Annotated in this window: 21 protein-coding genes; 12 read left to right on the top strand and 9 right to left on the bottom strand. The window is 44.7% G+C overall.

Annotation, left to right across the window (positions count from 1 at the left end):
- The first annotated feature begins 34 nt into the window (after positions 1–34).
- From BMZ72_RS22890 to BMZ72_RS22870, 5 genes are all read left to right on the top strand, one after another.
- Entirely contained in the window at positions 35–1,597 is a 1,563-nt protein-coding gene (locus BMZ72_RS22890) for an NAD(P)/FAD-dependent oxidoreductase (protein WP_089812024.1), read from the top strand.
- A 70-nt stretch (positions 1,598–1,667) separates the two neighbouring features.
- On the top strand, positions 1,668–3,173 hold the full coding sequence (locus BMZ72_RS22885; protein WP_089812023.1) for a sensor histidine kinase: 1,506 nt from the start codon (positions 1,668–1,670) through the stop codon (positions 3,171–3,173).
- Positions 3,170–3,862 carry a LytR/AlgR family response regulator transcription factor gene (locus tag BMZ72_RS22880; RefSeq protein ID WP_089812022.1) on the top strand — a complete coding sequence of 231 codons (693 nt, stop codon included), beginning with the start codon at positions 3,170–3,172 and terminating at the stop codon, positions 3,860–3,862. Before BMZ72_RS22885 ends, BMZ72_RS22880 begins: the two co-directional genes overlap by 4 nt.
- Positions 3,863–3,894: 32 nt before the next feature.
- Complete coding sequence (locus BMZ72_RS22875) at positions 3,895–4,860, top strand: ABC transporter ATP-binding protein (protein ID WP_089812021.1); 966 nt, start codon at positions 3,895–3,897, stop codon at positions 4,858–4,860.
- 59 nt (positions 4,861–4,919) lie between these two features.
- Positions 4,920–6,233, top strand: a complete 1,314-nt coding sequence (locus BMZ72_RS22870) for an ABC transporter permease (protein WP_089812020.1) — start codon at positions 4,920–4,922, stop codon at positions 6,231–6,233.
- A 9-nt stretch (positions 6,234–6,242) separates the two neighbouring features.
- Here the strand turns inward: BMZ72_RS22870 and BMZ72_RS22865 are convergent, their stop codons facing one another.
- Positions 6,243–7,178, bottom strand: coding sequence for an NAD(P)H-dependent flavin oxidoreductase (locus BMZ72_RS22865; protein WP_089812019.1), 936 nt, complete (start codon positions 7,176–7,178; stop codon positions 6,243–6,245).
- 77 nt (positions 7,179–7,255) lie between these two features.
- Positions 7,256–8,248 carry a sugar phosphate nucleotidyltransferase gene (locus BMZ72_RS22860; RefSeq protein ID WP_089812018.1) on the bottom strand — a complete coding sequence of 331 codons (993 nt, stop codon included), beginning with the start codon at positions 8,246–8,248 and terminating at the stop codon, positions 7,256–7,258.
- Positions 8,249–8,542: 294 nt separating this feature from the next.
- On the opposite strand from BMZ72_RS22860, the gene glyA reads away from it, so the two are divergent.
- The gene (gene glyA / locus BMZ72_RS22855; RefSeq protein ID WP_089812017.1) at positions 8,543–9,820 is read left to right on the top strand and encodes a serine hydroxymethyltransferase; all 1,278 of its coding nucleotides are present in this window, start codon (positions 8,543–8,545) and stop codon (positions 9,818–9,820) included.
- 194 nt (positions 9,821–10,014) lie between these two features.
- On the opposite strand, the gene BMZ72_RS22850 is transcribed toward glyA, so the two are convergent.
- Complete coding sequence (locus BMZ72_RS22850) at positions 10,015–11,088, bottom strand: hypothetical protein (protein ID WP_089812016.1); 1,074 nt, start codon at positions 11,086–11,088, stop codon at positions 10,015–10,017.
- Between the two features lie 309 nt (positions 11,089–11,397).
- Between BMZ72_RS22850 and BMZ72_RS22845 the strand changes: the two genes are divergently transcribed.
- The 4 genes from BMZ72_RS22845 to BMZ72_RS22830 are packed head-to-tail and all read left to right on the top strand — an operon-like array spanning position 11,398 to position 14,133.
- Positions 11,398–12,231 carry an ABC transporter ATP-binding protein gene (locus BMZ72_RS22845; RefSeq protein ID WP_089812015.1) on the top strand — a complete coding sequence of 278 codons (834 nt, stop codon included), beginning with the start codon at positions 11,398–11,400 and terminating at the stop codon, positions 12,229–12,231.
- A gap of 50 nt (positions 12,232–12,281) precedes the next feature.
- On the top strand, positions 12,282–13,049 hold the full coding sequence (locus BMZ72_RS22840) for a hypothetical protein (protein ID WP_089812014.1): 768 nt from the start codon (positions 12,282–12,284) through the stop codon (positions 13,047–13,049).
- A gap of 28 nt (positions 13,050–13,077) precedes the next feature.
- Positions 13,078–13,449: a GntR family transcriptional regulator gene (locus BMZ72_RS22835; protein WP_089812013.1), complete on the top strand. Its 372-nt coding sequence runs from the start codon at positions 13,078–13,080 to the stop codon at positions 13,447–13,449.
- A gap of 18 nt (positions 13,450–13,467) precedes the next feature.
- Positions 13,468–14,133 carry a hypothetical protein gene (locus BMZ72_RS22830; RefSeq protein ID WP_089812012.1) on the top strand — a complete coding sequence of 222 codons (666 nt, stop codon included), beginning with the start codon at positions 13,468–13,470 and terminating at the stop codon, positions 14,131–14,133.
- A gap of 142 nt (positions 14,134–14,275) precedes the next feature.
- Here BMZ72_RS22830 and BMZ72_RS22825 read toward each other — a convergent pair whose 3' ends face one another.
- From BMZ72_RS22825 to deoC, 3 genes are read right to left on the bottom strand one after another with little or no spacing between them, the layout of a single operon-like run.
- On the bottom strand, positions 14,276–15,451 hold the full coding sequence (locus BMZ72_RS22825; RefSeq protein ID WP_089812011.1) for a M20 metallopeptidase family protein: 1,176 nt from the start codon (positions 15,449–15,451) through the stop codon (positions 14,276–14,278).
- Positions 15,435–15,875 carry an SPOR domain-containing protein gene (locus BMZ72_RS22820; RefSeq protein ID WP_177222902.1) on the bottom strand — a complete coding sequence of 147 codons (441 nt, stop codon included), beginning with the start codon at positions 15,873–15,875 and terminating at the stop codon, positions 15,435–15,437. Before BMZ72_RS22820 ends, BMZ72_RS22825 begins: the two co-directional genes overlap by 17 nt.
- 10 nt (positions 15,876–15,885) lie before the next feature.
- Positions 15,886–16,533, bottom strand: a complete 648-nt coding sequence (gene deoC / locus BMZ72_RS22815) for a deoxyribose-phosphate aldolase (protein WP_012794847.1) — start codon at positions 16,531–16,533, stop codon at positions 15,886–15,888.
- Positions 16,534–16,685: 152 nt separating this feature from the next.
- Here deoC and BMZ72_RS22810 point away from each other — a divergent pair, with 152 nt between their 5' ends.
- On the top strand, positions 16,686–18,029 hold the full coding sequence (locus BMZ72_RS22810; protein WP_177222901.1) for an AAA family ATPase: 1,344 nt from the start codon (positions 16,686–16,688) through the stop codon (positions 18,027–18,029).
- Positions 18,030–18,419 (top strand): HNH endonuclease family protein, encoded by a 390-nt coding sequence (locus BMZ72_RS22805; RefSeq protein ID WP_089812008.1) that lies wholly within the window; start codon positions 18,030–18,032, stop codon positions 18,417–18,419.
- 247 nt (positions 18,420–18,666) lie between these two features.
- Here the strand turns inward: BMZ72_RS22805 and secA are convergent, their stop codons facing one another.
- From secA to BMZ72_RS22785, 3 genes are all read right to left on the bottom strand, one after another.
- On the bottom strand, positions 18,667–22,020 hold the full coding sequence (gene secA / locus BMZ72_RS22795; protein ID WP_089812006.1) for a preprotein translocase subunit SecA: 3,354 nt from the start codon (positions 22,018–22,020) through the stop codon (positions 18,667–18,669).
- 323 nt (positions 22,021–22,343) lie between these two features.
- On the bottom strand, positions 22,344–23,012 hold the full coding sequence (locus BMZ72_RS22790; protein WP_089812005.1) for a DUF4253 domain-containing protein: 669 nt from the start codon (positions 23,010–23,012) through the stop codon (positions 22,344–22,346).
- Between the two features lie 479 nt (positions 23,013–23,491).
- A complete protein-coding gene (locus BMZ72_RS22785) occupies positions 23,492–25,180 on the bottom strand; it encodes an LIC_10190 family membrane protein (RefSeq protein ID WP_089812004.1) in 1,689 nt (562 codons plus the stop codon).
- Between the last annotated feature and the right edge of the window lie 5 nt (positions 25,181–25,185).

Raw genomic sequence — 25,185 nt, 5'->3', positions numbered from 1 at the left:
AATTGTTGGGATAACTACCTAACCAATCCTCAGTATGATACAACAACTCTCGCTCAAATTGCTGCCATCTCAGGCAGGTTCTGATACCAGCATTATCACTGAAGCTGCGGCCGCCCTCGGTGTTAAACCATCCGCCATTACAGGCTTCCATTTGCTCAAACGCTCTATAGACGCACGTTCCCGCCAGGCTTACTTCATGCTCACCATCAAGGTGTTTGTCAATGAACCCTTTCAGGAAAGAGAACGCATCATACCGATATATGATACGCTGCCTGCAAACGCGCCACAGGCCATCGTTATAGGAGCCGGACCAGCAGGTCTGTTTGCCGCTTTGCGCCTTGTAGAAGCAGGTATCAGACCTATTGTGCTTGAGCGGGGTAAGGATGTGCGTGAGAGAAGAAGAGATCTTGCTGCACTCAATAAGACTGGTGTTGTCAATCCGGAGTCCAATTATTGTTTCGGTGAAGGTGGCGCCGGTACATACTCTGATGGTAAGTTATATACCCGCTCCAATAAGCGTGGTGACATCAACCGCATACTCAGCATCTTTGTACACTTCGGTGCTACGGAAAAGATCATGTATGATGCGCATCCACATATAGGTACCAATAAGTTACCTCAGATCATAGTGGCTATGCGGGAGCAGATTGTCAACAGTGGCGGACAGGTGTTATTCGGACAAAAGGTGACTGATATATTGACAGCCAATAATCAGGTAACAGGGGTGAAGACTGCCAGCGGACAAACATTCGAAGCCGGCCAGATCATCCTTGCTACTGGTCACTCTGCCCGTGATATCTTCCACCTGCTGCATGAGAAGAACATACTGATCACTGCAAAGCCTTTTGCCCTTGGGGTACGCGTGGAACATCCACAGTCATTTATCGACAGCGTACAATATCATTGTCCTACCAGGAATGAGCATCTGCCTCCTGCCAGTTATAGTCTTGTGGAACAGGTAGAAGGACGTGGTGTTTTTTCTTTCTGTATGTGTCCAGGTGGTATCATTGCGCCTGCTTCAACAGATCCGGGAGAACTGGTAGTCAATGGATGGTCACCATCCAGACGTGATAACCCCTATGCCAATTCAGGCATGGTGGTGACCGTAGATGAAACTGATTTCCAGATCTTTGCTGATAAAGGTCCGCTGGCCGCTATGTACTATCAACAGATGGTAGAACGTACAGCCTTTACTGCTGGCGGTGGACAATTTGTAGCGCCCGCTCAACGAATGACGGATTTTGTCCACAGTAAGGTTTCCACAACTTTACCTTCCTGCTCTTATTTACCTGGTGTAAACAGCACCAATCTCCGTGATGTCCTTCCTGTTAGTGTGCACTCCCGGCTGGCAGAAGCCTTCAAGGCTTTTGGCCGTAAGATGAAAGGATATTACACAGCAGACGCTATACTGGTAGCTACTGAATCCCGCACATCCTCTCCTGTACGTATTCCGCGTGAAGACGAAACACTGATGCATCCGCAGATCAGCGGCCTTTATCCCTGTGGGGAAGGCGCCGGTTATGCAGGTGGTATCGTGTCAGCAGCAATGGACGGAGAACGTGTAGCAGAGCGTATTATAGCTTTCTATCACAGGTAATATCCGTTTTATCACACTTTTCCAAAAAGTGTGGAAGGGATAACTATCATTGCTGAAAGATTTTATCCTTATGAACCAGCTCAGAAAAATAGAACTTGGTGTTGCTACAGCGATCTTCCTGTTGATCCTGTTCGCTCTTTTATATAAGAGTGTTAGCTACAACGTATTTGAACTACAACATGAATATGGTTATAAGTTCGCCAGGTACGATCAGGTATTTGACTATTATAAACATTACCTGTTACCATTACTGGCGCACATTACAATTGTGTATCTCGCTTTTGTAGGTATCAACAGCTGGATCATGCCATCGTTCTATGAGCAGGGGAGCTGGAAAATAGGCACTTTGTTGCTGATTGCGACTTGCGGGGCAGTATTTGTGGTTATAATGACGGCTTCTACATGGTATAACGGATACCTATTTGGCGTGTACAGTACACGTAAGGGAGTGCATATGCATTGTGCAAAATCAGCTTTTATCATTACAATATTCTATGTAACACTGTACGCTTTATATTATGGGGCCAAGCGACTTTACTTTCAGCAGTTACATGCTAAGGCTGTCAGTAAACCCTGGTTTATACAGATAAGAACTGAAGCGATCGTTATACTGTTGCTGATCGTACTATTTTCTTTAATCACTCCCGGTAATAACATCACGAAGTTTGCCGTATTTAGTCTGATCGGATTTTATTATAGTGTCGTGTATTTCGTTTCACAGTACCGTCTGCTACCGCATTATCATTTGCATCGGGATCGCCGTCTGCTGGTCAGAGATCCTGCTTTTGTTTACTTCATGATATTTGCATTGTCACCGGTGTTCCTGTTGATAATGATACCGCATCCTCCCAAAGATGCTATTCTCAGTTGCCTGGCATTATTCGCAGGTACAATAATGGTTGTACTGCCATTGTCATACTGGATCTTTTATGTGCGTCAGTCACGTAGTGATACGATACTGGGTCTGCGCAAAGCATTGGATCAGTCTGAAACCGGACTGGACTTCCTCCGCTGGCAGATCAACCCGCATTTCCTCTTCAATGCCCTCAATACTTTATATGGTACTGCACTGACAGAAAAAGCACCTGCTACCAGTGAGGGTATACAAAAGCTGGGAGACATGATGCGCTTTATGTTACATGATAACATGCAGGAGCGTATTTCCCTCTCAAAAGAAATTGCCTACCTGGAGAACTATATCGCTTTACAGCGTTTACGTACACAGGGCTCTTCTGATATCGGTATAGAGGTCAATATTGATGATACACATTGTGATCATGAAATTGCGCCAATGCTGCTCATCCCGTTTTTAGAAAATGCGTTTAAACATGGTATCAGTTCCCGCAACAAGTCACGTATCACCATGTCATTATCCTGTACACCGGAAAAGATCTACTTTGATGTATATAATACTGTTCATGCCAGCAGAGCAAGTGAAATAGAGAATGACAGTATGGGAATCGGTTTGCAGAATGTACGGCAGCGTCTGGCGTTACTCTATCCACGTAAGCATGAACTGAGTATCCGTGAAACGACCACAGAATATTTTGTACATCTTACTATTCAGATCGTATGACATTAACCGCTATCGCAATAGATGATGAGCAGGTCGCATTATCAGTAATACGTACTCATGCGGCGCAGGTACCTTTTCTGGATATCAAAGGGTATTTTACTGATCCTTTTGAAGCATTAGAATATCTGCAAAAGGAAAAGGTCGACCTGTTGTTCCTGGATATCCGTATGCCGGATATTTCCGGTCTGGAGCTGATGGCTACCTTACCCGGTGCACCCATGGTGATCTTTACCACCGCTTACTCTGAGCATGCGGTACAGAGTTTTGAACTGGATGCGCTGGATTATCTGCTCAAACCATTTTCCTTTGAACGTTTTCTGAAAGCCTGCAATAAGGCCAAAGCTTTGCAGGTGTTAATCGGCCAGCGTTCAAAATCAGATGTGCCTGCTCATATCATGCTTAAAAGCGGATATGAGCAGTATAAAGTGATGCTGGATGATATCCTTTACCTTGAAAGTGCCGGCAACTATATCAACTTTGTTTTAAAAGACAAGCGTATCCTGTCGCGCTTGTCTATGCAGGAAGCCCTGGCATTATTGCCCCCGGCACAATTTACAAGAGTACACCGCTCTTTTATTGTGGCCAACAATAAGATCGATAAGGTGGACAGGAGTTCGCTGTATATAGGTAGTGTCGCTATCAGTATCGGAGCGGCTTATGCCCTGGCTGTAGGAGAGATATTTGGGTGAGAAATCCCATATAATTTTTTTACATTTAATCTATGAACCTCATAGAGATAAAACACCTGTATAAGCACTATGCCACCCATAAGGCTGTAGACGATATCAGCTTTTCTATTCCCAAAGGAAGCATATTCGGATTGCTGGGCCCCAACGGCGCTGGTAAGACTACGCTGCTGCGTATGATCACTGGTATTTTTTATCCGGATAAAGGGGAGATACTTTTTAATGGGCGTCCGTTCGATCCACAGACGGATATTCATTCTATTGGCTATATGCCGGAAGAGAGGGGATTATACAAGAAAATGAAAGTGGGTGAACAGGCCCTGTACCTGGCGCAGCTGAAAGGCATGTCAGAGCGGGACGCAAAAGATAAGATCAAATATTGGTTCGATAAGTTTGAGATCAACAGCTGGTACAACAAAAAGGTAGAGGAGCTGAGTAAAGGGATGCAGCAGAAGGTGCAGTTTATTTCTACGATCATGCATAGTCCGGATCTGCTTATACTCGATGAGCCATTCTCCGGTCTGGACCCCATCAACGCAAATCTTATCAAGCAGGAAATCTTTGACCTCAGTAAGAATGGTACTACTATCATCTTTTCCACCCATAGGATGGAGCAGGTAGAAGAGATCTGTGATCGCATCGTGCTGGTCAACCAGGGTAAGAAATTACTGGATGGAGAGGTAAAACAGATCAAGCAGGACTTCAAACAACACCTGTTCCGTATTGGTTTTGGTGTGATGCCCAACTTCGCACAAGTGGCTACCCATCACTTTTCCATCATCAAACAGGAGCAGCTTGCCTATACGGTGAAACTTACCGAGGGCAGCACTAACAATGATATCCTGGATCATTTCATCCGTCATAATGTGCCGATCACTTCCTTCCAGGAGATCCTGCCTTCTATCAATGAGGTTTTCATTCAGCAGGTTACTTCTATGACCGGGGAGCCTCCTCAGGCTGCCAATATTGATGACAGTCAGCCGGCATATTCCAGCAACTGATCACAGTATCTTCATCACATTCAACTACTATTTCCTCATCGCAACTCCCGCTTGTTTTTATGAACAAAATCTGGCTCATTATAAAAAGAGAATTTATCACCCGTGTAAGGAAACGTTCTTTCCTGATCGTTACCCTGCTTGTACCCTTGTTCTTCGCTGCAATGATCGTTGTGCCTATCCTGATAGCCACCAACTCAAAGGAAGAAAAGCGTATAGCAGTGATTGATGACAGTCACCTGTTCATGAACCGTTTCCCGGATGACAAGGGTGTGTATTACAAGTACCTTGAGAATACGAGCGTCGACTCTTTTCAGCATAAATATGCAGAATATGGTTATTCCGGTCTGCTGTACATTCCGCAACTGGATATTGAGCGTCCATCTGGCGTAACTTATTACAGTGATGCACAGCCGGGCCTTTCTGTCGAAAGTAAGCTCACACGCAGGATCAATGACCTCATAGAAGAAGAGCGTCTGAAGAAAGCGAATATAGATGCCGCACAACTAAAAGCCGCTAAAGCGGATATCAGTATTGAATTCAGGACCGGTAATGAAGGACAGAAAGGAAGTGCTGCTGTTGCTTACGGCGTAGGATATGCCAGCGGTTTTATTATCTATATCATCCTGATGTTTTTCGGCATGTCTGTCATGCGTGGTGTCATGGAAGAGAAAGTGAGCCGTATTGCAGAAGTGATGATCTCCAGTGTAAAACCTTTCCAGCTGATGATGGGTAAGATCATTGGTATTGCGGCTGTCGGACTCCTGCAGTTTCTTATATGGGTCGCGCTGATCGTCAGTGTACAACTGATATTACCATTATTTATTTCCGGTGATGCGGTCGCTGCCATGAATGAAGGCAATACGATGATGCAGGGTGGTAGTAATGCTGCTATGGTAGAAGCGATCGAGAAGATCCAGTTTGTCGTGGGTAGTGTGAACTGGACCGCTGTAATCTCCTGCTTTGTATTCTATTTCCTGGGCGGTTACCTGTTTTATTCTGCGTTATTCGCGGCAGTAGGTAGTCTGGTGAATGAAGACCCTACAGATGCGCAGGCATTGACCTTCCCGATCACCTTACCTATCATTATTGGTATTATGGTGATGATCTCTTCAGTACAAAATCCTTCAGGGCCGGTTGCGTTCTGGGGCAGTATCATACCTTTCACCTCTCCGATGGTGATGATGGCCCGTATTCCTTATGGCGTGCCGGGAACAGTACCATATTGGCAGTTGGCTTTGTCCATGAGTTTACTGATCGTAGGTTTTCTGTTTACCACCTGGATGGCTGGTAAGATCTATCGTACCGGTATACTGATGTATGGTAAGAAGATCACGTGGAAAGAGGCGTTGAAATGGGTAAGTAGAAAGGCGTAACGTACAGCGTTAACTGTTCAGTTTACGGATGGTCTGATTAAACTCATCCCATATTTCCTTAACGATTTCTCCGGCAGGTTTAAGTGTATGGATCAATGCACTTACCTGCCCGATTTCGAGTTCTCCTTCCTCCATATTTCCTTCGAACATACCAGCTTTGGCGCGTGCGCGACCCAGCAGGGTCTTTAGTATTTCCGGATCGGCGCCTTTATCTTCAGCCTCTTTAACGCTCTGAAAGAAGTTGTTTTTTAATAATCTTACAGGTGTCAGCTTTTTCATGGTCAGCATGGTGTCACCTTCTTTTGCATCGAGTATCGCCTGTTTGAATTGCTGATGAGAGGAGGCTTCCGGAGAGGCTACGAAGCGACTGCCAACCTGTACGCCTTCAGCTCCTAATGCGAATGCAGCTGTCATTGCTTTTCCTGAACCGATACCACCTGCTGCGATGACAGGGATCTTTACCTGTTCGCATACAGCAGGGATCAGCACCATTGTTGTAGTTTCTTCTCTCCCGTTATGTCCGCCGGCCTCAAAGCCTTCTGCTACTACTGCATCTACACCGGCTGCTTCGCTTTTAGCTGCGAAGAAGGCACTTGATACTACATGTACAACAGTGATGCCCGCTGCTTTCAATACAGGTGTCCAGGTTTTTGGATTGCCGGCGGAGGTAAATACAATGGGGACTTTTTCTTCAATAATGATGTCTATTAGCTGATTGATATCCGGGTAGAGCAAGGGGACATTGACGCCGAAGGGTTTGTCGGTCGCCTGTTTGCATTTGCGGATATGTTCTCTGAGTGTGTCGGGATACATGCTTCCGGCGCCGATTAATCCAAGGCCGCCTGCGTTACTGACAGCACTGGCGAGTTTCCAGCCGCTGGCCCAGATCATGCCTGCCTGGATAATGGGGTATTGAATGTGGAATAGTTGGGTGATACGGTTCATGGAATGAAAATAAGGAAAAATCCCAGGCAGACAGCAGACATAGGTCTTGACTATCAGCCTGGGATGAAGAGGAGTATTTAACCCAGATCAATCTCCGTATTATCCCCGATGTTCAGGCTCTGGCTCAAACCGCGGATATTCGCATCACTACCGATCAGCGACGATTTCAGTACCACTTCATATAAGTTACTGAATGAGCCGATGATAGAGTCTTTAACGATAGAGTAATTGATCACAGTGTTATCGCCTATGGCCACGTTCGGGCCGATAATTGAGTTTTTGATGCTGCATCCTTCTGCAATACTAACAGGCGGTATAATAATCGTATTCTCATAAGCCTGAGCCGGATTATTATCCATTTTGTATTTGCTGAGCAGGATAGCGTTTGTTTCGAGCAGGGTGTCTTTACGGCCACAGTCGAACCAGTTGGTGACTTTAAAGGTCTTAAAGGTCACGCCGTGTTCGATCATACACTGTAAAGCGTCCGTCAGCTGAAATTCGTCATGCGATTTCTTCTGATGCAGGATGTTCTGTTCCAGACAGTCATATAACTGTGGCGTCTCTTTTATCTTATAGACCCCTACGAGGGCCTGATTGGACTTAGGGATCTGTGGTTTCTCCACCACGCGGACGATATTGTGATCTTCATTCAGTTCGGCCACACCAAAGTTACGCGGGTCATCCACTTTCTTCAGACCCAGCATCGATACAGGTGCAGCGATCAGTTCCTGGAAATTGCCTTCGCAGATAGTATCTCCCAATACGATCAGGATTTCATCGTCCTGTACGACCTGTCTGGTGAGCAGGATCGCATGTCCGGTACCCTCACGGCTGTTTTGCTGCACAAAATGGCAGGTCAGGTGAGGATATTTCTGTTGCACATAATGCTGGATCTTATCGCCCAGATATCCGATGACAAATACAAATTCGTTGATGCCGGCTTCTACCAGCTGGTCAATGATAATACTTAATATCGTTCTGCCCGCGAGGGGAATTAATGCTTTCGGCTGTGTATATGTGTGAGGTCGTAGCTTGGTGCCGGCACCGGCTACAGGTATTATGGCCTTCATGTACGCAGGTTAGGTTTAATAATCTCGTTCTCGTACCGAGGGCGTGAAGGTAGAACAAAAATTGAAAATAGTCCATAGGGCTGAAGTACAGGATGTTAGGCCAGACTGGGGGAGATAAATCATCGGACTGTCTTAAGATATAACAATTATTGTCTATGGCAAATATAGTTTTCTAGTGTTTATGACTATTGTATTGTCTTTTTGTAGCAAAAAAAACTATTGAATAGCTGATATTGACTATGCACTATTCACAAATTCGATTACCTTTGCAGCAAATTTTCAAAGTTTCATACAATGCAAAGAGATCTGCAAATATTTAATATCATCAGCCAGGAGCTGGAACGTCAGCGTCATGGTATAGAATTGATCGCTTCGGAAAACTTTACCAGCCTGCAGGTTATTCAGGCTATGGGGACCGTTCTGACCAATAAATACGCAGAAGGTTATCCTGGGCGCAGATATTATGGTGGCTGTGAAATTGTTGACCAGAGTGAACAACTGGCCATCGACAGAGCTAAACAGATCTTTAATATTGAGTATGCAAACGTACAGCCGCACTCCGGTGCACAGGCAAATGCTGCTGTCATGCTGGCGATCCTGAAACCAGGCGACAAGATCCTGGGTCTGGACCTGAGCATGGGTGGTCACCTGACACACGGTTCTCCTGTAAACTTCTCCGGTAAATTATATGAGCCATTCTCCTATGGCGTAGATAAAGAAACTGGTCTTGTCGAGTATGATAAGATGGAAGAGATCGCGCTGAAAGAAAAACCGCAACTGATCGTATGTGGTGCTTCTGCTTACAGCCGTGACTGGGATTACAAACGTATCCGTCAGATCGCTGACCAGGTAGGTGCTTTTGTACTGGCTGATATCGCACATCCGGCTGGTCTGATCGCAAAAGGTCTGCTGAACTCTCCGTTCGAGCATTGTCATTTTGTAACTACTACTACGCACAAAACACTGCGTGGTCCTCGTGGTGGTATGATCATGCTGGGTAAGGATTTTGAAAATCCATTCGGTCTGAAAACACCAAAAGGTGAAATCCGTATGATGAGCTCTCTGATCGATACAGCCGTATTCCCTGGTATTCAGGGTGGTCCGCTGGAGCACGTGATCGCAGCGAAAGCAGTATCTTTCTACGAGATCCTGTCTGACGAGTACGATGTATATGCTAAACAGATCATCAGAAACGCACAGGCAATGTCTAAAGCATTCGTTGAGAAAGGTTACCAGATCGTTTCCGGCGGTACTGATAACCACCTGATGCTGATCGACCTGCGTAACAAGAATATCTCTGGTAAAAAAGCTGAACAGGTACTGGTAAAAGCTGACATCACTGTCAACAAGAACATGGTACCATTCGATGATAAATCTGCATTCGTTACTTCCGGTATCCGCGTAGGTGTTCCGGCTATCACCACCCGTGGTATGAAAGAAGAGCACATGGGTCAGGTAGTTTCCTGGATCGATGAACTGCTGATGGATGCTGATAACGAAGCTCGTATCAACAGTGTAAGAGGAGCAGTGAATGACTTCATGAAACAGTTCGTACTGTATCCTGAACTGTAGTCAGTTAAGAATTAAGAATTAAAAATTAAGAATTGTTGTTAATGAACTGAGTTTTGATTAATTGTGATTCTTAAATAAGGTTAGTAAGTAGAATAAACAAAAAAGCTGCGGTTGATTTCCGCAGCTTTTTTGTTTATATGTCAGCCTATATGTAGATGGCTAATTCTTAATCCTTAATTTTTAATTCTTAATTCTTAATTATTAAGTCCCATTTGTTCCTGTTCTTCTCCTTCGGTGATCGACTTTGCAAAATGTCTGATATCCTCATTTCTGATCTTCTTGAAACCCACTACTGTCTTGCCCATTCTCGGGATCAGTGAGAAGCCCCATGCCTGGAACATTTCATGACTGATATCGGAGTGGCAGAGGGGCATACCATTCGCCGGATCAAAAACAACCGGTACATGGACTTCCATACTGGGAGCGTTTTTATCGAAGGTGGAGAATACGCCGGCCGGGACGTAGGCAACGACTGTACTGTCGTAGACGTCTTTGCGGATCAGGTTTTCCAGTTCTTCGAGACTCACGTATTTAATCGGGAAGGGGTAGTCATTCTTCGCCACATTGGCTTCGAATGTTTCATCCAGCCAGTCTTTGCAGAGTACCAGGGTCTTACCCTTCATCAGTACTGCATTGTGTTTGATCTCTTTCTGAAGAACAGTAGATGTTTTGCCTTCCAGTTGCTCATTAAATACAAAGGTGGCCAGTCGTAATCCTACTGCCAGATCGATATAATCAGGGAACTGATCGGACATGTTCTGGATGTAGAAAGGATACTGCAGGTCGCTCTCAATAAAGGTCATACTGATAACCGGGATACTGAGGTCTTTCGGATCTTTCTGCCAGCTTAGTCCGGAGGTGTAGGTACGTGTCAGTTTGGAGTAACGGCTTTTCACACCAGGTTTCACATGGAGTGACTGGCAATCCATCACGATACTGGTTCTGTCACTCTTTTTACGGATTTTCTCAATTTCTTTTTCGGTGCGTACTTCAATAGTAGCGCCACTGTTCACTGTCCAAAACTGTCTGACTGCTTCAGGGAAATCCTGATTTAATTGTCTGATCGCCTGCTTGTAAGCATTTGCCATTTCAGGGGAAGTACGGGCGAGTTGCTTTAGGATCTTCTTATCAGGTTTTTCTTTCAACACAATGATTCTTGTTCGCTTTTTCATCTTCTCCAGGTCTTTCGTCTTCACGAACTGTGCAGATGCCGTAATCGCTGAAAATAAAAGGCTTAAACAAAGCACGGCTGCTATAGGGCCTTTCATAGGGGATAGATTTAAATGTAAACCATGAAAGCAAATATAGCTTATAAAAAAGTCTTAATGTGTAGAATTTAACCGACAAAGTCAAGATTAAACCAGCATTTACTCATTATGTATGCCTTGTTATTGAGTAGATAGTCCCGGTATTGCCCCGCTATTCCGCTCTGGAAAAAATAAAATCCCTAAAAAAGCCTGAATATCAACTGTTTTTATCTCTGTTCTCCCCAAACGCTGAAAAAAACATTTTGCAATTTGAAAATCATTCCTACTTTTACAGTGTACTAGGTAAGTAGTACACTAAATCACTAATCTATGATATCCATCCAGAATCTATCATTCAGCTATCGGAAGAACAAGCCTTTGTTCGAGAACCTGAATCTGCAGCTGGAGGCTGGTCACATTTATGGTTTGCTGGGAAAGAATGGTGCGGGTAAATCCAGTCTGCTGAAGCATATTGCAGGGTTGTTGTTCCCTAATGCCGGTCACTGTAAGGTGCTGGGCTTTGAATCACGTTATCGCCAACCGGCGTTTTTACAGAACATCTTTATGGTACCGGAAGAGTTCTACCTGCCACAGGTGAGTATTAAGAGTTACGTAAGTACCTATGCCCCTTTCTATCCCTTGTTTGATAAGAAGGCATTCTACAATTATCTGGAAGAGTTCCAGATTCCCATGGACCAGAAACTGACAGAAATGTCCTATGGTCAGAAAAAGAAAGTGTTGATCAGTTTTGCACTGGCATCCAACACAAAAGCATTGATCCTGGATGAACCGACCAATGGTCTGGATATCCCTTCCAAGAGCCAGTTCCGTAAAGTGATCGCGGCGGCTGTCAGCGATGAAAAATGCATCATGATCTCTACGCATCAGGTCCGTGATCTGGACAACCTGATCGATAGTATTGTGATCATCGACAATCACAAGATCATCTTCAGACAGGATGTCGAAACAGTGACTGACAGACTATTATTCAGTACTGTGACCAACATTGCGGATACGAATAAAGTACTGTTTTCAGACAGTTCTATCCGTGGTCATGCTGTTATCACACCGAATGAAGGAGCGCAGCATAGCAAGATTGACATGGAACTGTTGTTCAATGCTGTATTGGATAAACCTGAGCGCATCACACAAATCTTTAACTAACCCTTATGCAAGCGAATAATTTATTTAGCCCGGTTCGTTTCGGGTGGTATATGAGGAAACATCTTCAGGATAACTACCGCCTGTACGGTATGTCTGTTATTGTACTGACAGTACTTTCCCTGGCATTACTGCTGTTGTCTACTACTGATAATTTCTCTATTAAGGCCAGTGGATTAATGCCTGTGTTCTTTATCGGGATGTATGCTACCGGTCTTATTTTCACCAGTCTTTGTTTCGCAGAATTGGGTAATAAGCAGCAGGGCATTGACTACCTGCTATTTCCGGCCTCACACCTGGAAAAATTCATCAGTACGTTGCTGGTAACTACTGTTGGTTTCCTCCTGCTTTATCATGTGGCATTCTATCTGGCTTATCAGATGATGGACTTTATCATCTATACCAAAAAGTCCGTACATATTGTTAACGACCTAAAGGAATTTGCAGTTGATACTCCCTGGCAATATTTCTATTCCATCTGGTTCGTTGCACAGGCATTTATGTTACTGGGAGCAGTGTATTTTCAAAAATATAGTTTCATAAAAACTATTTTTCTGCTGGCTGTTTTTCTGTTTTGTCTGTATTTGGTGAATACACTTTTTGTATTACTGTTCTTTGGTAAAATACTCGATGAATGGTATTCTCACTTTCCGTTTATCGTTGTGCAGATACAAAAAGGCGTAACAGCTGAGGGGGAAGTGCATGATTTGCTGATCATACCAGAAACGTTGCAGCAGATTTTCAGATTCGCCGCACAATACTTACTACCGCCTATCCTATGGACGCTGGCATATGTGAGGCTGAGAGACAAGGAAATATAATCAGTAGTACCGGTTAAAAAGATCATTTATGGAATTCAAAGATACGCAGGCTATATATCTCCAGATCGCCGACTACATGTGCGAGCAGATATTGCTTGACAAGTGGAAACCAGAGGACAGAATTCCTTCGGTAAGAGAACTGGCAGTGCAGCTGGAAGTGAATCCCAATACGGTGATGCGCACCTGTGAATATCTGCAGCACTACGAGATCATCTATAATAAAAGAGGGATTGGTTACTTCGTCGCAGCTGGTGCATCTAAGAAGATCAAGCAATTGAAAAAGGAGCAGTTCCTGGCGAATGAGCTGCCACAGTTCTTCCGCAGTATATATCTGCTGGACCTGGAGCTGGATGAACTAAAGACGCATTACGAGAAGTTTAAAAAATCTCATTTCAGGTAATTCATTAAAAAGGTAGTCATGAAGACCAGTTATAAATTATTAATCGCTTTTGCAGGCTTTCTTGTGCTGCTAATGCTGATCGCAAATAGTGTGATGTGGGCAAATTTTAAAAGGGGCTACAGTGGTAAAGGTCCTATAACTATGGAAGTGAATAAGCCCAGAACAGGACTGGATTTAAAACCATTCAAAGTCCTGGTATTAGAAGGACCACGTGACAGCCATTTACCGGTTATAAAAGCCGACAAAAATGTTGTGGTCTTTAGAGAAGACCAGAATGGCAAGTTTATGTATTCATATCATAATGATACGCTGTTTCTCAATTTGAACAAACATAACGTAAGCGTTCTGGAGTGTACAGATGTCACTGATGTAATATTAAAAGAAGGTTCGGTTTTTCTGCAGCAGTTCAATCAGCCGGTACTAAACGTTCTTGCAAAGGAGGGCTGCGGTATTCATATCATCGATGTACAACTGGGCAAGCTGGCTGTCAGCGGAGGAGATGGCTGCGAACTGAAGGTAGAGGGAGACTATAGCAAAGTAGATTCTCTGCAGGTTACTTTAGGTAAAAACAGTGCTGTGGAGTCTTACAATGTGCCTTATAAGGATGTACAGATGGACATAGAGACCCTGGCTGTATTCCGCATGGAAGGCATATCCGCAGCATCTATCAAAAAGATCAGATAAACTTTTTTTATAACGATAAGACAAAAAGGCTATGTTGATAGAGGTCTGCTTTCCAGCGGACCTCTTTGGTTACTTTAGTTTAGATAAAAAGAAAGCCGTCCGCATATGCGAACGGCTTTTCTCAATATAATAAGCTATTGTATCAGAATTGGGTGGCCAGCCATGCCATGGTACCAATACCTACTTCGATGGCATTTTCATCTACGTCGAAGGTCGGCGTATGCACACCGGAGGTGATACCACGGGAGATATTACCAGTACCTAAGCGGAAGAAACAGGCTGGAACGATCTGTGAATAGAAGGCAAAGTCTTCTGCACCCATACGTACTTCTGTATCTTCTACATTGGATAGGCCCAGATAATCTTCTGCCAGACCGCGTGCTTTGCCGGTTACAGCCTCGTTATTGTACAGGCAGGGATAACCTACGAGTATTTCAATATCGATCTCCGCTCCCATCGCATGCGCCAGTTCGGTCGCCTGTTTTTTGATGATCTCATGCGCTTTAAAGCGCCATGTTTCGTCCATCGCCCTGAAAGTACCCATGAGCTTTACCTCACTGGGGATGACGTTTGTTGTATAACCGCCATTGAAAGCACAAATGCTCAGCACGGACGGTGAAAACGGATTATTGTTACGGCTGATCACCTGTTGCAGACTTACCACCAGGTGAGATGCCACGAGAATGGTATCTACTGTCAGGTGAGGTAAAGCTGCGTGACCGCCTTTTCCTTTGATCGTAATATAGATCTCATCAGCGCTGGCCATGTACTGTCCGGCGCGGAAGCCGAGTTTACCTGCCTCCATACTTGGCTGCACGTGCATACCCAGTATCGCGTCAGGGCGGGGATTTTCCAGTGCTCCATCCTGTATCATCAGGCTGGCTCCTCCCGGGTGTTTTTCTTCACCTGGCTGGAACAACACTCTGATAGTACCTTCAAATTCATCTTTCAGCTCTTGCAGGATGCGGGTAGCGCCCAGTACACAGGTAGTGTGTACGTCGTGCCCGCAGGCATGCATGACGCCTGTATTGAGTGATTTATAAGGTACATCGTTCGCTTCGGTGATAGGGAGTGCATCCATATCAGCCCGTAACGCGATGGTTTTGGAAGATGGATTTTTACCTGCTATGGTAGCGATAATGCCGGTTCCGGCAATACCAGCAGTGTAGGATACGCCGAATTCGTCCAGTTTCTGTTGTATGAATTTGGATGTTTCATATTCCTGGAAGGATAATTCAGGATGAGCGTGAATGTGACGGCGGATAGCAACGAACTCCGGCGCATATTGCTGCGCCAGTTCTTTAATACGATTCTTCATTACCGGCTTCTTTCTCAGGTGACAGATTAATAATGGCAGGTACAACAAATACGCCTCCCGGGAAACTGGTGCTCATTTTCTCTCTGAGCTCAGTGGCTTCTTCACGGGTTTTAAAGTCACCTACGCGCACCTTGAAGTAAGGGGCCTGGTAATCCAGATAAGTACGGTAATCAGGGTATAACTGCATGGTACGTGCCTTTACATCATTGGCTTCATTTCTTTTGTTGGTAGAAATGACCTGTACCCTGAAGCCCGGCTGGTTACGGATAGCCAGGGTGTTGATGTAGATCTGTTTTCTGATCAGCAGGTCCAGACGACTGTCTTTTACCACTTTTACGCCGCCGCTACTGGCAATAGGTCCGTCCTGGGCCATAGCCAGGCCTCCGATCAGCAATCCGGAGAATAATAATATTAAGTGTTTCATATTCATACTTTTATCCCTTCATGAGGGCCACGCCATTGCTCGTCCCGATCCTTGTGGCACCTGCGTCGATCAGCTCCTTTGCAAAGTCAAAGGTACGAATACCGCCGGAAGCTTTTATCTGAATATTTGCCGGCAGGTTCGCCCTCATGAGTGATACTGCGGCAACGGTCGCCCCTTTTTCGGCATACCCGGTAGAGGTCTTTACGAAATCCACCTGGTATCTGGCGTACAGTTCGCAGCACTGTACAATCTCTTCTTCCAATAATATGCCACTTTCAATGATCACTTTAATGACCTTGCCATGTTGACGGATCACCGCCATCATGGTAGCGATCTCTTTTTCCAGGTATGCCCAGTCCTTATTTTTGATCGCCAGGATGCTGGCCACCATATCAATCTCGTCAGCACCATCTACAATCGCCAGGATGGTTTCAGCCACCTTTGCTTCAATCGCAGAATAACCGAATGGGAACCCGGTTACAGTCGCCACTTTTGTTGTTGTATTGCCTACGAAGGTCTTTGCCATTTTGACGAAAGGCGGAGGTATGCATACTGCAGCAAAATCGTATTCTACCGCTTCCATGCAGAGCGTCTTGATGTCTTCAAGGGTAGTGGTAGGTTTGAGAACGGTATGGTCGATGTATCTGTTGAGTTTCATTGTGACAGGTTTCGTGTGCGAAAGTAAGGGAAATATGGAAATGGAGGGAAATTAGGGGATAAGGGAGCTGGAGTATAAAGAAATTGAGGTAAATTATCACTTATTGGTAGGTGTGTTTGATGAGTGTGTTTTCAAAGGGTTATTTTTGTTTTATGACTGCAAAAGAGACTAAAGGCGTTTATTTTTCAGAGTTGATGCTGGAAAATGTAAAATGTTTCCGGGAGCCGGTTACTTTGAACTTTTTGAATAAAGATAAAAGTGACTGGAAGAGATGGACGGTTATCCTTGGGGATAATGGTGTGGGGAAGACGACTTTGTTGCAGGCGCTGGCGAGTTTTGAGATGTATGAATCATTTGATGATAAGGGAGAGCTGAGTATTCGGTTAAAACGTTCTGAGCTGGATAAAAATATGAGAAAATATGGTGGAGAAATCGCTGTAAAGCTCTTTGATGATTCACTAAGTGATTTTAACCAGCAACCAAGATTTACTTTGCGAAAAGATTATACTGTAGTGCCAGTGAAATTACCAGATGGTAATACAAGAAACGCAGTTGTATGGCTTCAAAAAGTTGATAGCTCTTTTGCCGATAAATGGATGGTTTTCTCATACGGAGCAAATCGTATAATGGGACGGGGCGCATTAGCTGATGATTTTCTTTCAAAAAATGCAACAACATTGTTTGATGATCATGAGGCATTGATCAATGCAGAAGAATGGTTACTACAGCTGGATTATGCTGCCAGCAGAGATTCTGGAATAAAAGAACTGGCAATGAAAAAGAGAGCGGAGGTGATATCTACGCTTATTGAATTATTGCCGGATATTGATGATATCATATTCAGTGAGCCCACAAAGGATCAATTAGTACCAGAATTATTATTCCATACAGACTTTGGTTGGTTTAATATTCATGAACTTAGTCTCGGATATAGATCTATGATTGCATGGGTAGTAGATCTTGCAGCACGTATGTACGCGCGTTATCATGATAGCGATAATCCATTACCAGAACCCGCAATAGTGTTGGTTGATGAAATAGATTTACATCTTCATCCCAAATGGCAGCGTAATATCTTTCAATATCTCTCAGAAAGATTTTCCGCAACTCAATTTATTGTGACCGCTCATAGCCCATTGATAGTGCAAGCCGCCCCTGAAGATGCTAATATTGTGGTGCTTCGGAAAGAGGGGAATACCGTCATTATAGATAATGAAGTAAAGAATGTCAGAAACTGGAGGATAGATCAGATACTTACAAGTGACTTATTCGGATTAGAAAGTGCCAGAAATCCAGAAATAACAAAAGAAATGGAAGAGCGCGTTGCCTTAATTAGTAAAGGTAATCGATCTGTTGAAGAGGAGAAAAGACTAAATGAGCTAAATGAACTAGTCTATTCTTTACCTACTGCTGAAAATCCTCTGGATATTGAAGCGATGGCCTTTATTAGAAATGCAGCTTCTTACTTTAAAGGGAAAAAGGACAATAATGAATAAATGATACAAATTGTAAGGAAGGCATCTGTCGCCGTACCCATTGTACTCCAAAAAAAAGGTCAGGAAGCTACTGCTGCATTAATAGCACGATATGAAGAAGGAGAACGTAATTTTAAATCAAAGACAGATTTTGATAGTACCATTTATGCACATGATGATGTAAAATCGTCTCTTTTAGATGTACAAGGGCATAAGTGTTGCTTTTGTGAATCTAAAATCAGTCATACCAGTTATGGCGATGTTGAGCACTACAGACCTAAGTCAGCGTGGGTGCAGCATGAAGAAGCGTTGAACAAACCAGGGTATTTTTGGTTGTCATATGATTGGAATAATCTTTTGCTGTCATGTGAACTGTGTAATCAACGATATAAGAAGAATTATTTGAAATAGTAAAGGATTTGTATAGTATCGCTAAAAAATGTTCTGATGAGGATGTTGAAGTAAGGCATTATGCAAAATTCCTTGTGAATAAATATTACCAGGAAAGCCTTCGCGACGACACCGAATACGCCGCCATGAAAAGAGCTTTCTTCCGCCAAAACCCTATCTCCGATCTCTAATCCCAACCAACAACTAAAAACAACCGCAATAAAAAAGGGTTCACCATCGGTGAACCCTTTTTTATATCTCCAAAAGATTAAAAATCTTTTCCGTGACATTGTTTGTACTTCTTACCGCTTCCGCAAGGACAAGGATCATTCCTGCCTACTTTCGGACCCGCTTTCACAGGCTCCTGTTTGAACTGTTCCGCATTTGAAGCGAAATCTTCTGCTACAGCTGCATCACCACCATCGAATTCCTGATGTGTAGCGCGTAAACGGCTCATATCAGTTTTTTCTTCACGACCCTCACGGATCTGTGGTTGTGGTGCTGGTTGCTGTGGGATTTCCTGCTGCTGTTGCTGCGGGCGGTTATCTTCCTGAACAGGGATACCTGAACGGCACAGGAAGGATACGATCTCGCGGTTAGTCTCTGCATTCAGGTCTTTGAAGAGATTGAATGCTTCGAATTTATAGATCAGCAATGGATCTTTCTGCTCGAATACGGCGTTCTGAACGGATTGTTTCAGATCATCCATTGCGCGCAGGTGCTCTTTCCATGCCTCATCGATCAGAGACAGGGTGATGCTGCGTTCCAGTGCGTTGATCGTTTCGTAACCCTTGGTGTCGACTACTTTCTGCAGGTTCGCGAGGACGTTCATACCTTTCTTACCATCGGTGAATGGGATGGAAATATTTTCGATATGATGACCCTGTTCGCGGTGGATCTGCTCGATAACAGGCAGCGTCTGCTGTGCCAGTTCAGAAGTCTTACGCTCGTAGTTGTCTTTTGCCTGTTGGTAAAGACGTGTAGAGAGCGAAGTGATATCTGTACGGTTCAGTTCTTCCTGGGTGATATCAGTATCGATACCATAGTTCAGGATCGCATCCAGTTTGAATGCTTCGTAGTCGCCGCTGTTTTTATGTGTAGTAACGAGGTTTTCTGCTACGTCGTAGAAGGAGTTGTCGATATCGATGGACAGACGTTCGCCGAACAGTGCGTGATTACGTTTAGAGTAGATCACCGTACGTTGTTTGTTCATCACGTCATCGTATTCGAGGAGACGTTTACGGATACCGAAGTTGTTTTCTTCTACTTTACGCTGTGCTCTTTCGATGGATTTGGTGATCATGCTGTGCTGGATCACTTCACCTTCTTTGTAGCCCATACGGTCCATCAGACCAGCGATACGGTCAGAACCGAACATACGCATCAGGTCATCTTCGAGGGATACGAAGAACTGGGATGTACCCGGATCTCCCTGACGACCGGCACGACCACGCAGCTGACGGTCAACACGACGGCTTTCGTGACGTTCAGTACCGATGATAGCCAGACCACCTGCTTCTTTTACGCCAGGTCCGAGCTTGATATCCGTACCACGACCTGCCATGTTGGTAGCGATGGTTACAGCACCTGGAAGACCAGCTTCTGCAACGATCTGTGCTTCACGGGCGTGCTGTTTAGCGTTCAATACATTGTGAGGGATCTTTTCGAAGGTCAGCATTTTGCCGAGCAATTCGGATACTTCTACGGAAGTAGTACCCACCAGTACCGGACGACCGGCAGCCTGTAATTGTTTTACTTCATCTATTACCGCTCTGTATTTATCACGTTTTGTTTTGTAAACCAGATCTTCCGCGTCTTTACGGGTGATAGGCAAATTGGTCGGGATGGTTACCACGTCCAGTTTGTAGATTTCCCAGAACTCACCCGCTTCTGTAGTCGCTGTACCGGTCATACCAGCCAGTTTGTGATACATACGGAAGTAGTTCTGAAGGGTAACGGTAGCGAATGTCTGCGTAGCAGCTTCCACTTTCACGTTTTCCTTTGCCTCGATCGCCTGGTGCAGACCATCGGAATAACGACGGCCATCCAGGATACGACCTGTCTGTTCGTCTACGATCTTTACTTTACCATCCATTACCACATACTCCACATCGATATCAAAGAGAGTATATGCTTTCAGCAACTGCTGAATGGAGTGGATACGTTCAGATTTCTGTGCAAAGTCCTGGAGCAGGGTATCTTTCTGGTGCAGTTTTTCATCTGCTGTCAGACCGCTCTTTTCGATCTCTGCTATTTCAGAACCCACATCCGGGAGGATAAAGAAGTGTGGATCTTCTCCTGTACGGGTGATGAGTGAGATACCTTTTTCAGTCAGGTCAACGCTGTTATTTTTCTCGTCAATAGTGAAGTACAGTTCTTCATCTACTTTCGGCATTTCACGCTGCTGGTCTGCCAGGTAATAGTTCTCTGCTTTCTGGAGCAATACTTTGATACCTGGTTCGCTCAGATACTTGATCAGGGCGCTGTTCTTTGGTAAACCACGCCATGCACGCATCAGCGCCATACCACCTGTTTTTGCGTCGTCTTTACCTTCAGCGATCAGTTTCTTTGCTTCCAGCAGGAACTGGTTGGTTGCTTTACGTTGTGCTTCTACCAGTGCCTGGATACGCGGCTTCAGCGCATGGAACTCCTGTTCGTCACCACGTGGGATCGGACCAGAAATGATCAATGGCGTACGTGCGTCATCGATCAATACGCTATCCACCTCATCGACCATTGCGAAGTGGTGTTTACGCTGTACCATTTCGTCCGGGCTATGCACCATGTTATCACGGAGGTAGTCAAAGCCGAACTCGTTATTTGTACCATAGGTAATATCCGCGAGGTAGGCATTTCTACGCTCAGCGGTATTAGGCTGGTGTTTATCAATACAATCTACTGTGATACCGAGGAATTCGAACAGCGGACCATTCCACTCGGAGTCACGACGAGCCAGGTAGTCGTTCACGGTTACCACGTGTACGCCTTCACCGGCTAATGCGTTCAGATAGGCTGGCAGCGTAGATACAAGGGTTTTACCTTCACCTGTTGCCATTTCGGAAATTTTACCCTGATGCAGCGCGATACCACCGATGAGCTGTACATCATAGTGAACCATGTTCCAGGTTACAAGACTACCAGCAGCATTCCAGCTGTTTTTCCACGTCACATTGTCACCTTCGATCGTCAGATAATCTTTTCTGACAGCCAGTTGTCTGTCCAGCGGCGTCGCTGTAGCAGTAATGGCAGGTGACTGTGAGAGACGGCGTGCCGCATCTTTTACAACTGCAAATGCCTCAGGGAGGATTTCCCTGAGTACACCTTCCAGCTGTGTATCACGTTCTTTCTTGAGTTTGTCTATTTCCTGATAAATAACGTCTTTCTGGGCTACGTCATGCGCGCTTTCGGCTTCTGCTTTCTTTTCAGCAATGGTCTCGTCAATTTTGGCAAGATGGGTGCTGATACGCAAACGGAAGTCCTGCGTTTTGTTACGTAGCTGGTCTACAGGAAGGGATTGAAGTTTTTCATACTCCGCGTTGATCTGCCTCACAATAGGCTCGATAGCTTTGATATCTCTCTCCGACTTGTGCCCGCCAAAAAGTTTAGTTAAAAAACCTAACATGTTGAGTTTATTACGAATGATTGTTAAAACAGTTGTACAGTCCAGAACGAAAGTCTTTCCGATACCGGATTTCCTTACCCAAATATTATGCTTACATAGCATCCGATGACAAGCTGTCAGGCTCGCACGGTATTGGCAAGGCCTGTAAAATTAGGAATTATTTGCACATAGTGAAGGCTAAATGCGGTATTGTGGCAGCAAGAATGGATTTTTAACGGGAATATAGCATGGGAAAGGGCTTCAGGTACCTTTAAAGTAGGATATGGGTGCTAAAAAGCCGCCCCGGTGTGGACGAGGCGGCTTCAAATGTTAAAATAGTGTTATTAATCCCACCAAAGGAATAGCTGTTTTGTCTCCAGTATTTCAGCTGCCAGATTTTCCACTGTCTCCGTTCCCTGCTCTGCCAGATCCGGACAAAACTCATATACATCATTGGCAAACGTCATGGCGTCTGCCGGATTTAATTTATTCAGATGTACTTCCACCCAATCAATGTCAGCACCGGTTATTTCAAACGGTTCCTTATCATACAGATGATGCAGCTTCCGCATCACACTGTCATTGGTGATATCATAGTTCGCGCCGTTAGTCGCCCGGAATTTAATGATATCAAACTGATTACTGGTCTTCAGTACGGCGTATTTGTCAGGTTTCGTACCAAAATTCTCTTCCGACTTAAATAAAAGATATCCTTGCTTTTTGAGGGCTGCCCGTAGTTTTTCGTAGTCGCTGCTGTTGTCCGCATTTACATCATACTCAAACTGTAACGCGTCTTCCAGTCCTGCTGCTCCGTTTACTTCACGCATGGTTGGCGTTAATCTGCTGATGTTGCCGGATATGCTTTCTCTCAATGCGTCAATGACCGCGTGATCGTAGTGTAGGGTGTCAGCTAATGCGTAGTCCTTCTGCAGTAAAGGATTTTTCTCCCTTCCTGCTGCATTGCAGCCATACATCACGCTTGCCAGCGATAAGGATAATAGGATTTTATTCATAGGTCTACGTAAATATTAAATAAAAGTACAAAATGTTTCCATTGAGAGATCAATGTAGAATAATTACTACTTCTTTCGTATGCCTGTAAAGGATAGTTGACAGTGTCATTTGAAAAGGGAAGGACAGCTTATGAGGTAATACGGGGTCTTTTCTTCGTATAATACCCTCATTATGCCGTTATTAGGCCGCTATCTATACGCTTTTAAGCGAAGAAACAACGGAGAAATAACGTTATAATGGCGGCGTAGTATAAGTTTCCGGAGACTGAGCGACGAAAAAAGAGAAAAAAGTATCGTTTTTAGCGGGTTTGAGTAGGAAAAGAATCATTTATCCGATGGACGAACAAGCGACGAATCTGTGACGAATCTGCGACGAATAAGCGACGAAGCTGAGAATAGACAGATAAATGAATATACAGATACTATTTTACCCATTAATAACATCGGAACCTGTGTTTCGATTATGTATATCATACGGTTTAGTGCCTGAAGCACCTGAAGCCTTCTTCAGGTGTCTGACCCCGCATTTGTATGTTGTCAGGAATAGCTGATACACAAGGCAATTCGCTATCCCAGCAAAGATGACTGGTTGTCGTTATAAGCGGCGTTGCAGTACCCGTGGAGACCGTAGTAGTAGCGGTATAAGGTGCCGGTGTCAGCCACCAGTTACCATGATGCACAACTTCTACCAGTTTGTCGTTGATGAATGCTTTCAGCAGATGACGACCCAATCCGATGGTACCGATCATAAAAACAAATGTGACCGCTAAAGTGGCCAGATAGACTTGCCTGAAACGCAGTGAAGGGGCATACAATGCAATTGCAATGATCACCAGCGGTACAAGATAACTGTAGCCAAACCTTGGATCCGGCGCCTGGAATATCCAGTAGATCAAACCCAATAACAGGAAAGCAAACAAAGGCAGGGTACCCGCCGGTAAATTTTTTCTCCGGAAGAAGATCAGGGGCACTGCTGCAAATGTTGCCAGTATCAGCAACTTATCGTATATGCGTACGCTCTCTTTGAACCAGCTGATATAATGTTGTACAAAACTCTCTGATGCAAATCTTGCTGCATCTACCACCCGGTAAAATGCAAAGATGTGGATATCCTTTGTGGTGGAACGGATCACATCTGTAGATACGGCCCAGTCCAGGTGAAAGAAATCAGGCAGCGCGATCGGGAAGAGGATGTATCCTGTCAGTATCACGTTCCTGGCTATCCATGGTAATAAAATGACTGCTGCTATTCCACAAAGCGTAATCAGTTGCAGATAGCGTTTCGCTTGTAATACCTGCCATAACAATACCGCTGTAATGATCATCACCGGCATGGAAGATACTTTCACGGTGATCAGGAATACTGGCGCCAGCAGCAAGAAGACGCTGTTGTCGCCCGTAAGCTGTGATTGTCCGTTAACACTATGTTCCAGCCACACAACGATCAGCAGACAACTGATATAGTAGATCACCATATCCGCCGCAGGCGCAGTCGTATTATACACACAGAATTGCGGCATACTGATCATCACCAGCATACCTGCTTTTAAGAGCGTCAGGAACCGGTTGTCCTGTTCACGTGGGAGGAGATATAATAAGGTAAGCAGATATACTACGCCATTGATATGATTATCTGCAATGCCAGTCAGCCAGGAGAAATTGAAAACGGCCGACAACACATGCCAGTGTGAGTTAAATCCGAAACGCTCATGCAGATTGGCTAATCCGGGAACGACCTTGTAATGCTGCATCCATTTGATGAACTGTGCGTAATACAGTCCTTCGTCATAGGAAAGCGATTGCTGCGAAGAAAGATATAACACATACAACACAGCTATTCCGGTAAAAAGCAGTTTGCCTTTACCTGCAGCTTTTGCCGCCTGTATATAAACCGATACCTGCTGATGAATTTTACTACGTTGTAAAAGATAACACAGCAGTCCTCCTGCCAGTAATATACCATGGGCGGCTCCCGCCAGCGGCATAAAGAAACTGAGACAGGCGGCGGGTACGGTCATGACAAGACTACCGGTCAGTGTGACCAGTGTGAAATGTGGACCGGCTTCACTGTTCTTAAGTACCCGGTTTTGCAGGAATCGCTGCAACGTATATCCATACAGGAAAGACAGTATAATGATATACAGGAACTTAACGAACAGGAACAGCATAGTGT

This window comes from Chitinophaga sp. YR627 (assembly GCF_900114995.1).
In the GTDB taxonomy this organism is placed as follows: domain Bacteria; phylum Bacteroidota; class Bacteroidia; order Chitinophagales; family Chitinophagaceae; genus Chitinophaga.
Note: the sequence above shows the minus strand (reverse complement) of the source record. Positions and strands in the feature narration are given on the sequence as shown.

What these genes read in the sequence shown, in the direction of transcription:
- BMZ72_RS22890 (WP_089812024.1), top strand. Translation starts at nt 35, where the DNA reads ATGATACAACAACTCTCGCTCAAATTGCTGCCATCTCAGGCAGGTTCT.
- BMZ72_RS22885 (WP_089812023.1), top strand. Translation starts at nt 1,668, where the DNA reads ATGAACCAGCTCAGAAAAATAGAACTTGGTGTTGCTACAGCGATCTTC.
- BMZ72_RS22880 (WP_089812022.1), top strand. Translation starts at nt 3,170, where the DNA reads ATGACATTAACCGCTATCGCAATAGATGATGAGCAGGTCGCATTATCA.
- BMZ72_RS22875 (WP_089812021.1), top strand. Translation starts at nt 3,895, where the DNA reads ATGAACCTCATAGAGATAAAACACCTGTATAAGCACTATGCCACCCAT.
- BMZ72_RS22870 (WP_089812020.1), top strand. Translation starts at nt 4,920, where the DNA reads ATGAACAAAATCTGGCTCATTATAAAAAGAGAATTTATCACCCGTGTA.
- BMZ72_RS22865 (WP_089812019.1), bottom strand. Translation starts at nt 7,178, where the DNA reads ATGAACCGTATCACCCAACTATTCCACATTCAATACCCCATTATCCAG.
- BMZ72_RS22860 (WP_089812018.1), bottom strand. Translation starts at nt 8,248, where the DNA reads ATGAAGGCCATAATACCTGTAGCCGGTGCCGGCACCAAGCTACGACCT.
- glyA (WP_089812017.1), top strand. Translation starts at nt 8,543, where the DNA reads ATGCAAAGAGATCTGCAAATATTTAATATCATCAGCCAGGAGCTGGAA.
- BMZ72_RS22850 (WP_089812016.1), bottom strand. Translation starts at nt 11,088, where the DNA reads ATGAAAGGCCCTATAGCAGCCGTGCTTTGTTTAAGCCTTTTATTTTCA.
- BMZ72_RS22845 (WP_089812015.1), top strand. Translation starts at nt 11,398, where the DNA reads ATGATATCCATCCAGAATCTATCATTCAGCTATCGGAAGAACAAGCCT.
- BMZ72_RS22840 (WP_089812014.1), top strand. Translation starts at nt 12,282, where the DNA reads ATGAGGAAACATCTTCAGGATAACTACCGCCTGTACGGTATGTCTGTT.
- BMZ72_RS22835 (WP_089812013.1), top strand. Translation starts at nt 13,078, where the DNA reads ATGGAATTCAAAGATACGCAGGCTATATATCTCCAGATCGCCGACTAC.
- BMZ72_RS22830 (WP_089812012.1), top strand. Translation starts at nt 13,468, where the DNA reads ATGAAGACCAGTTATAAATTATTAATCGCTTTTGCAGGCTTTCTTGTG.
- BMZ72_RS22825 (WP_089812011.1), bottom strand. Translation starts at nt 15,451, where the DNA reads ATGAAGAATCGTATTAAAGAACTGGCGCAGCAATATGCGCCGGAGTTC.
- BMZ72_RS22820 (WP_177222902.1), bottom strand. Translation starts at nt 15,875, where the DNA reads ATGAAACACTTAATATTATTATTCTCCGGATTGCTGATCGGAGGCCTG.
- deoC (WP_012794847.1), bottom strand. Translation starts at nt 16,533, where the DNA reads ATGAAACTCAACAGATACATCGACCATACCGTTCTCAAACCTACCACT.
- BMZ72_RS22810 (WP_177222901.1), top strand. Translation starts at nt 16,686, where the DNA reads ATGACTGCAAAAGAGACTAAAGGCGTTTATTTTTCAGAGTTGATGCTG.
- BMZ72_RS22805 (WP_089812008.1), top strand. Translation starts at nt 18,030, where the DNA reads ATGATACAAATTGTAAGGAAGGCATCTGTCGCCGTACCCATTGTACTC.
- secA (WP_089812006.1), bottom strand. Translation starts at nt 22,020, where the DNA reads ATGTTAGGTTTTTTAACTAAACTTTTTGGCGGGCACAAGTCGGAGAGA.
- BMZ72_RS22790 (WP_089812005.1), bottom strand. Translation starts at nt 23,012, where the DNA reads ATGAATAAAATCCTATTATCCTTATCGCTGGCAAGCGTGATGTATGGC.
- BMZ72_RS22785 (WP_089812004.1), bottom strand. Translation starts at nt 25,180, where the DNA reads ATGCTGTTCCTGTTCGTTAAGTTCCTGTATATCATTATACTGTCTTTC.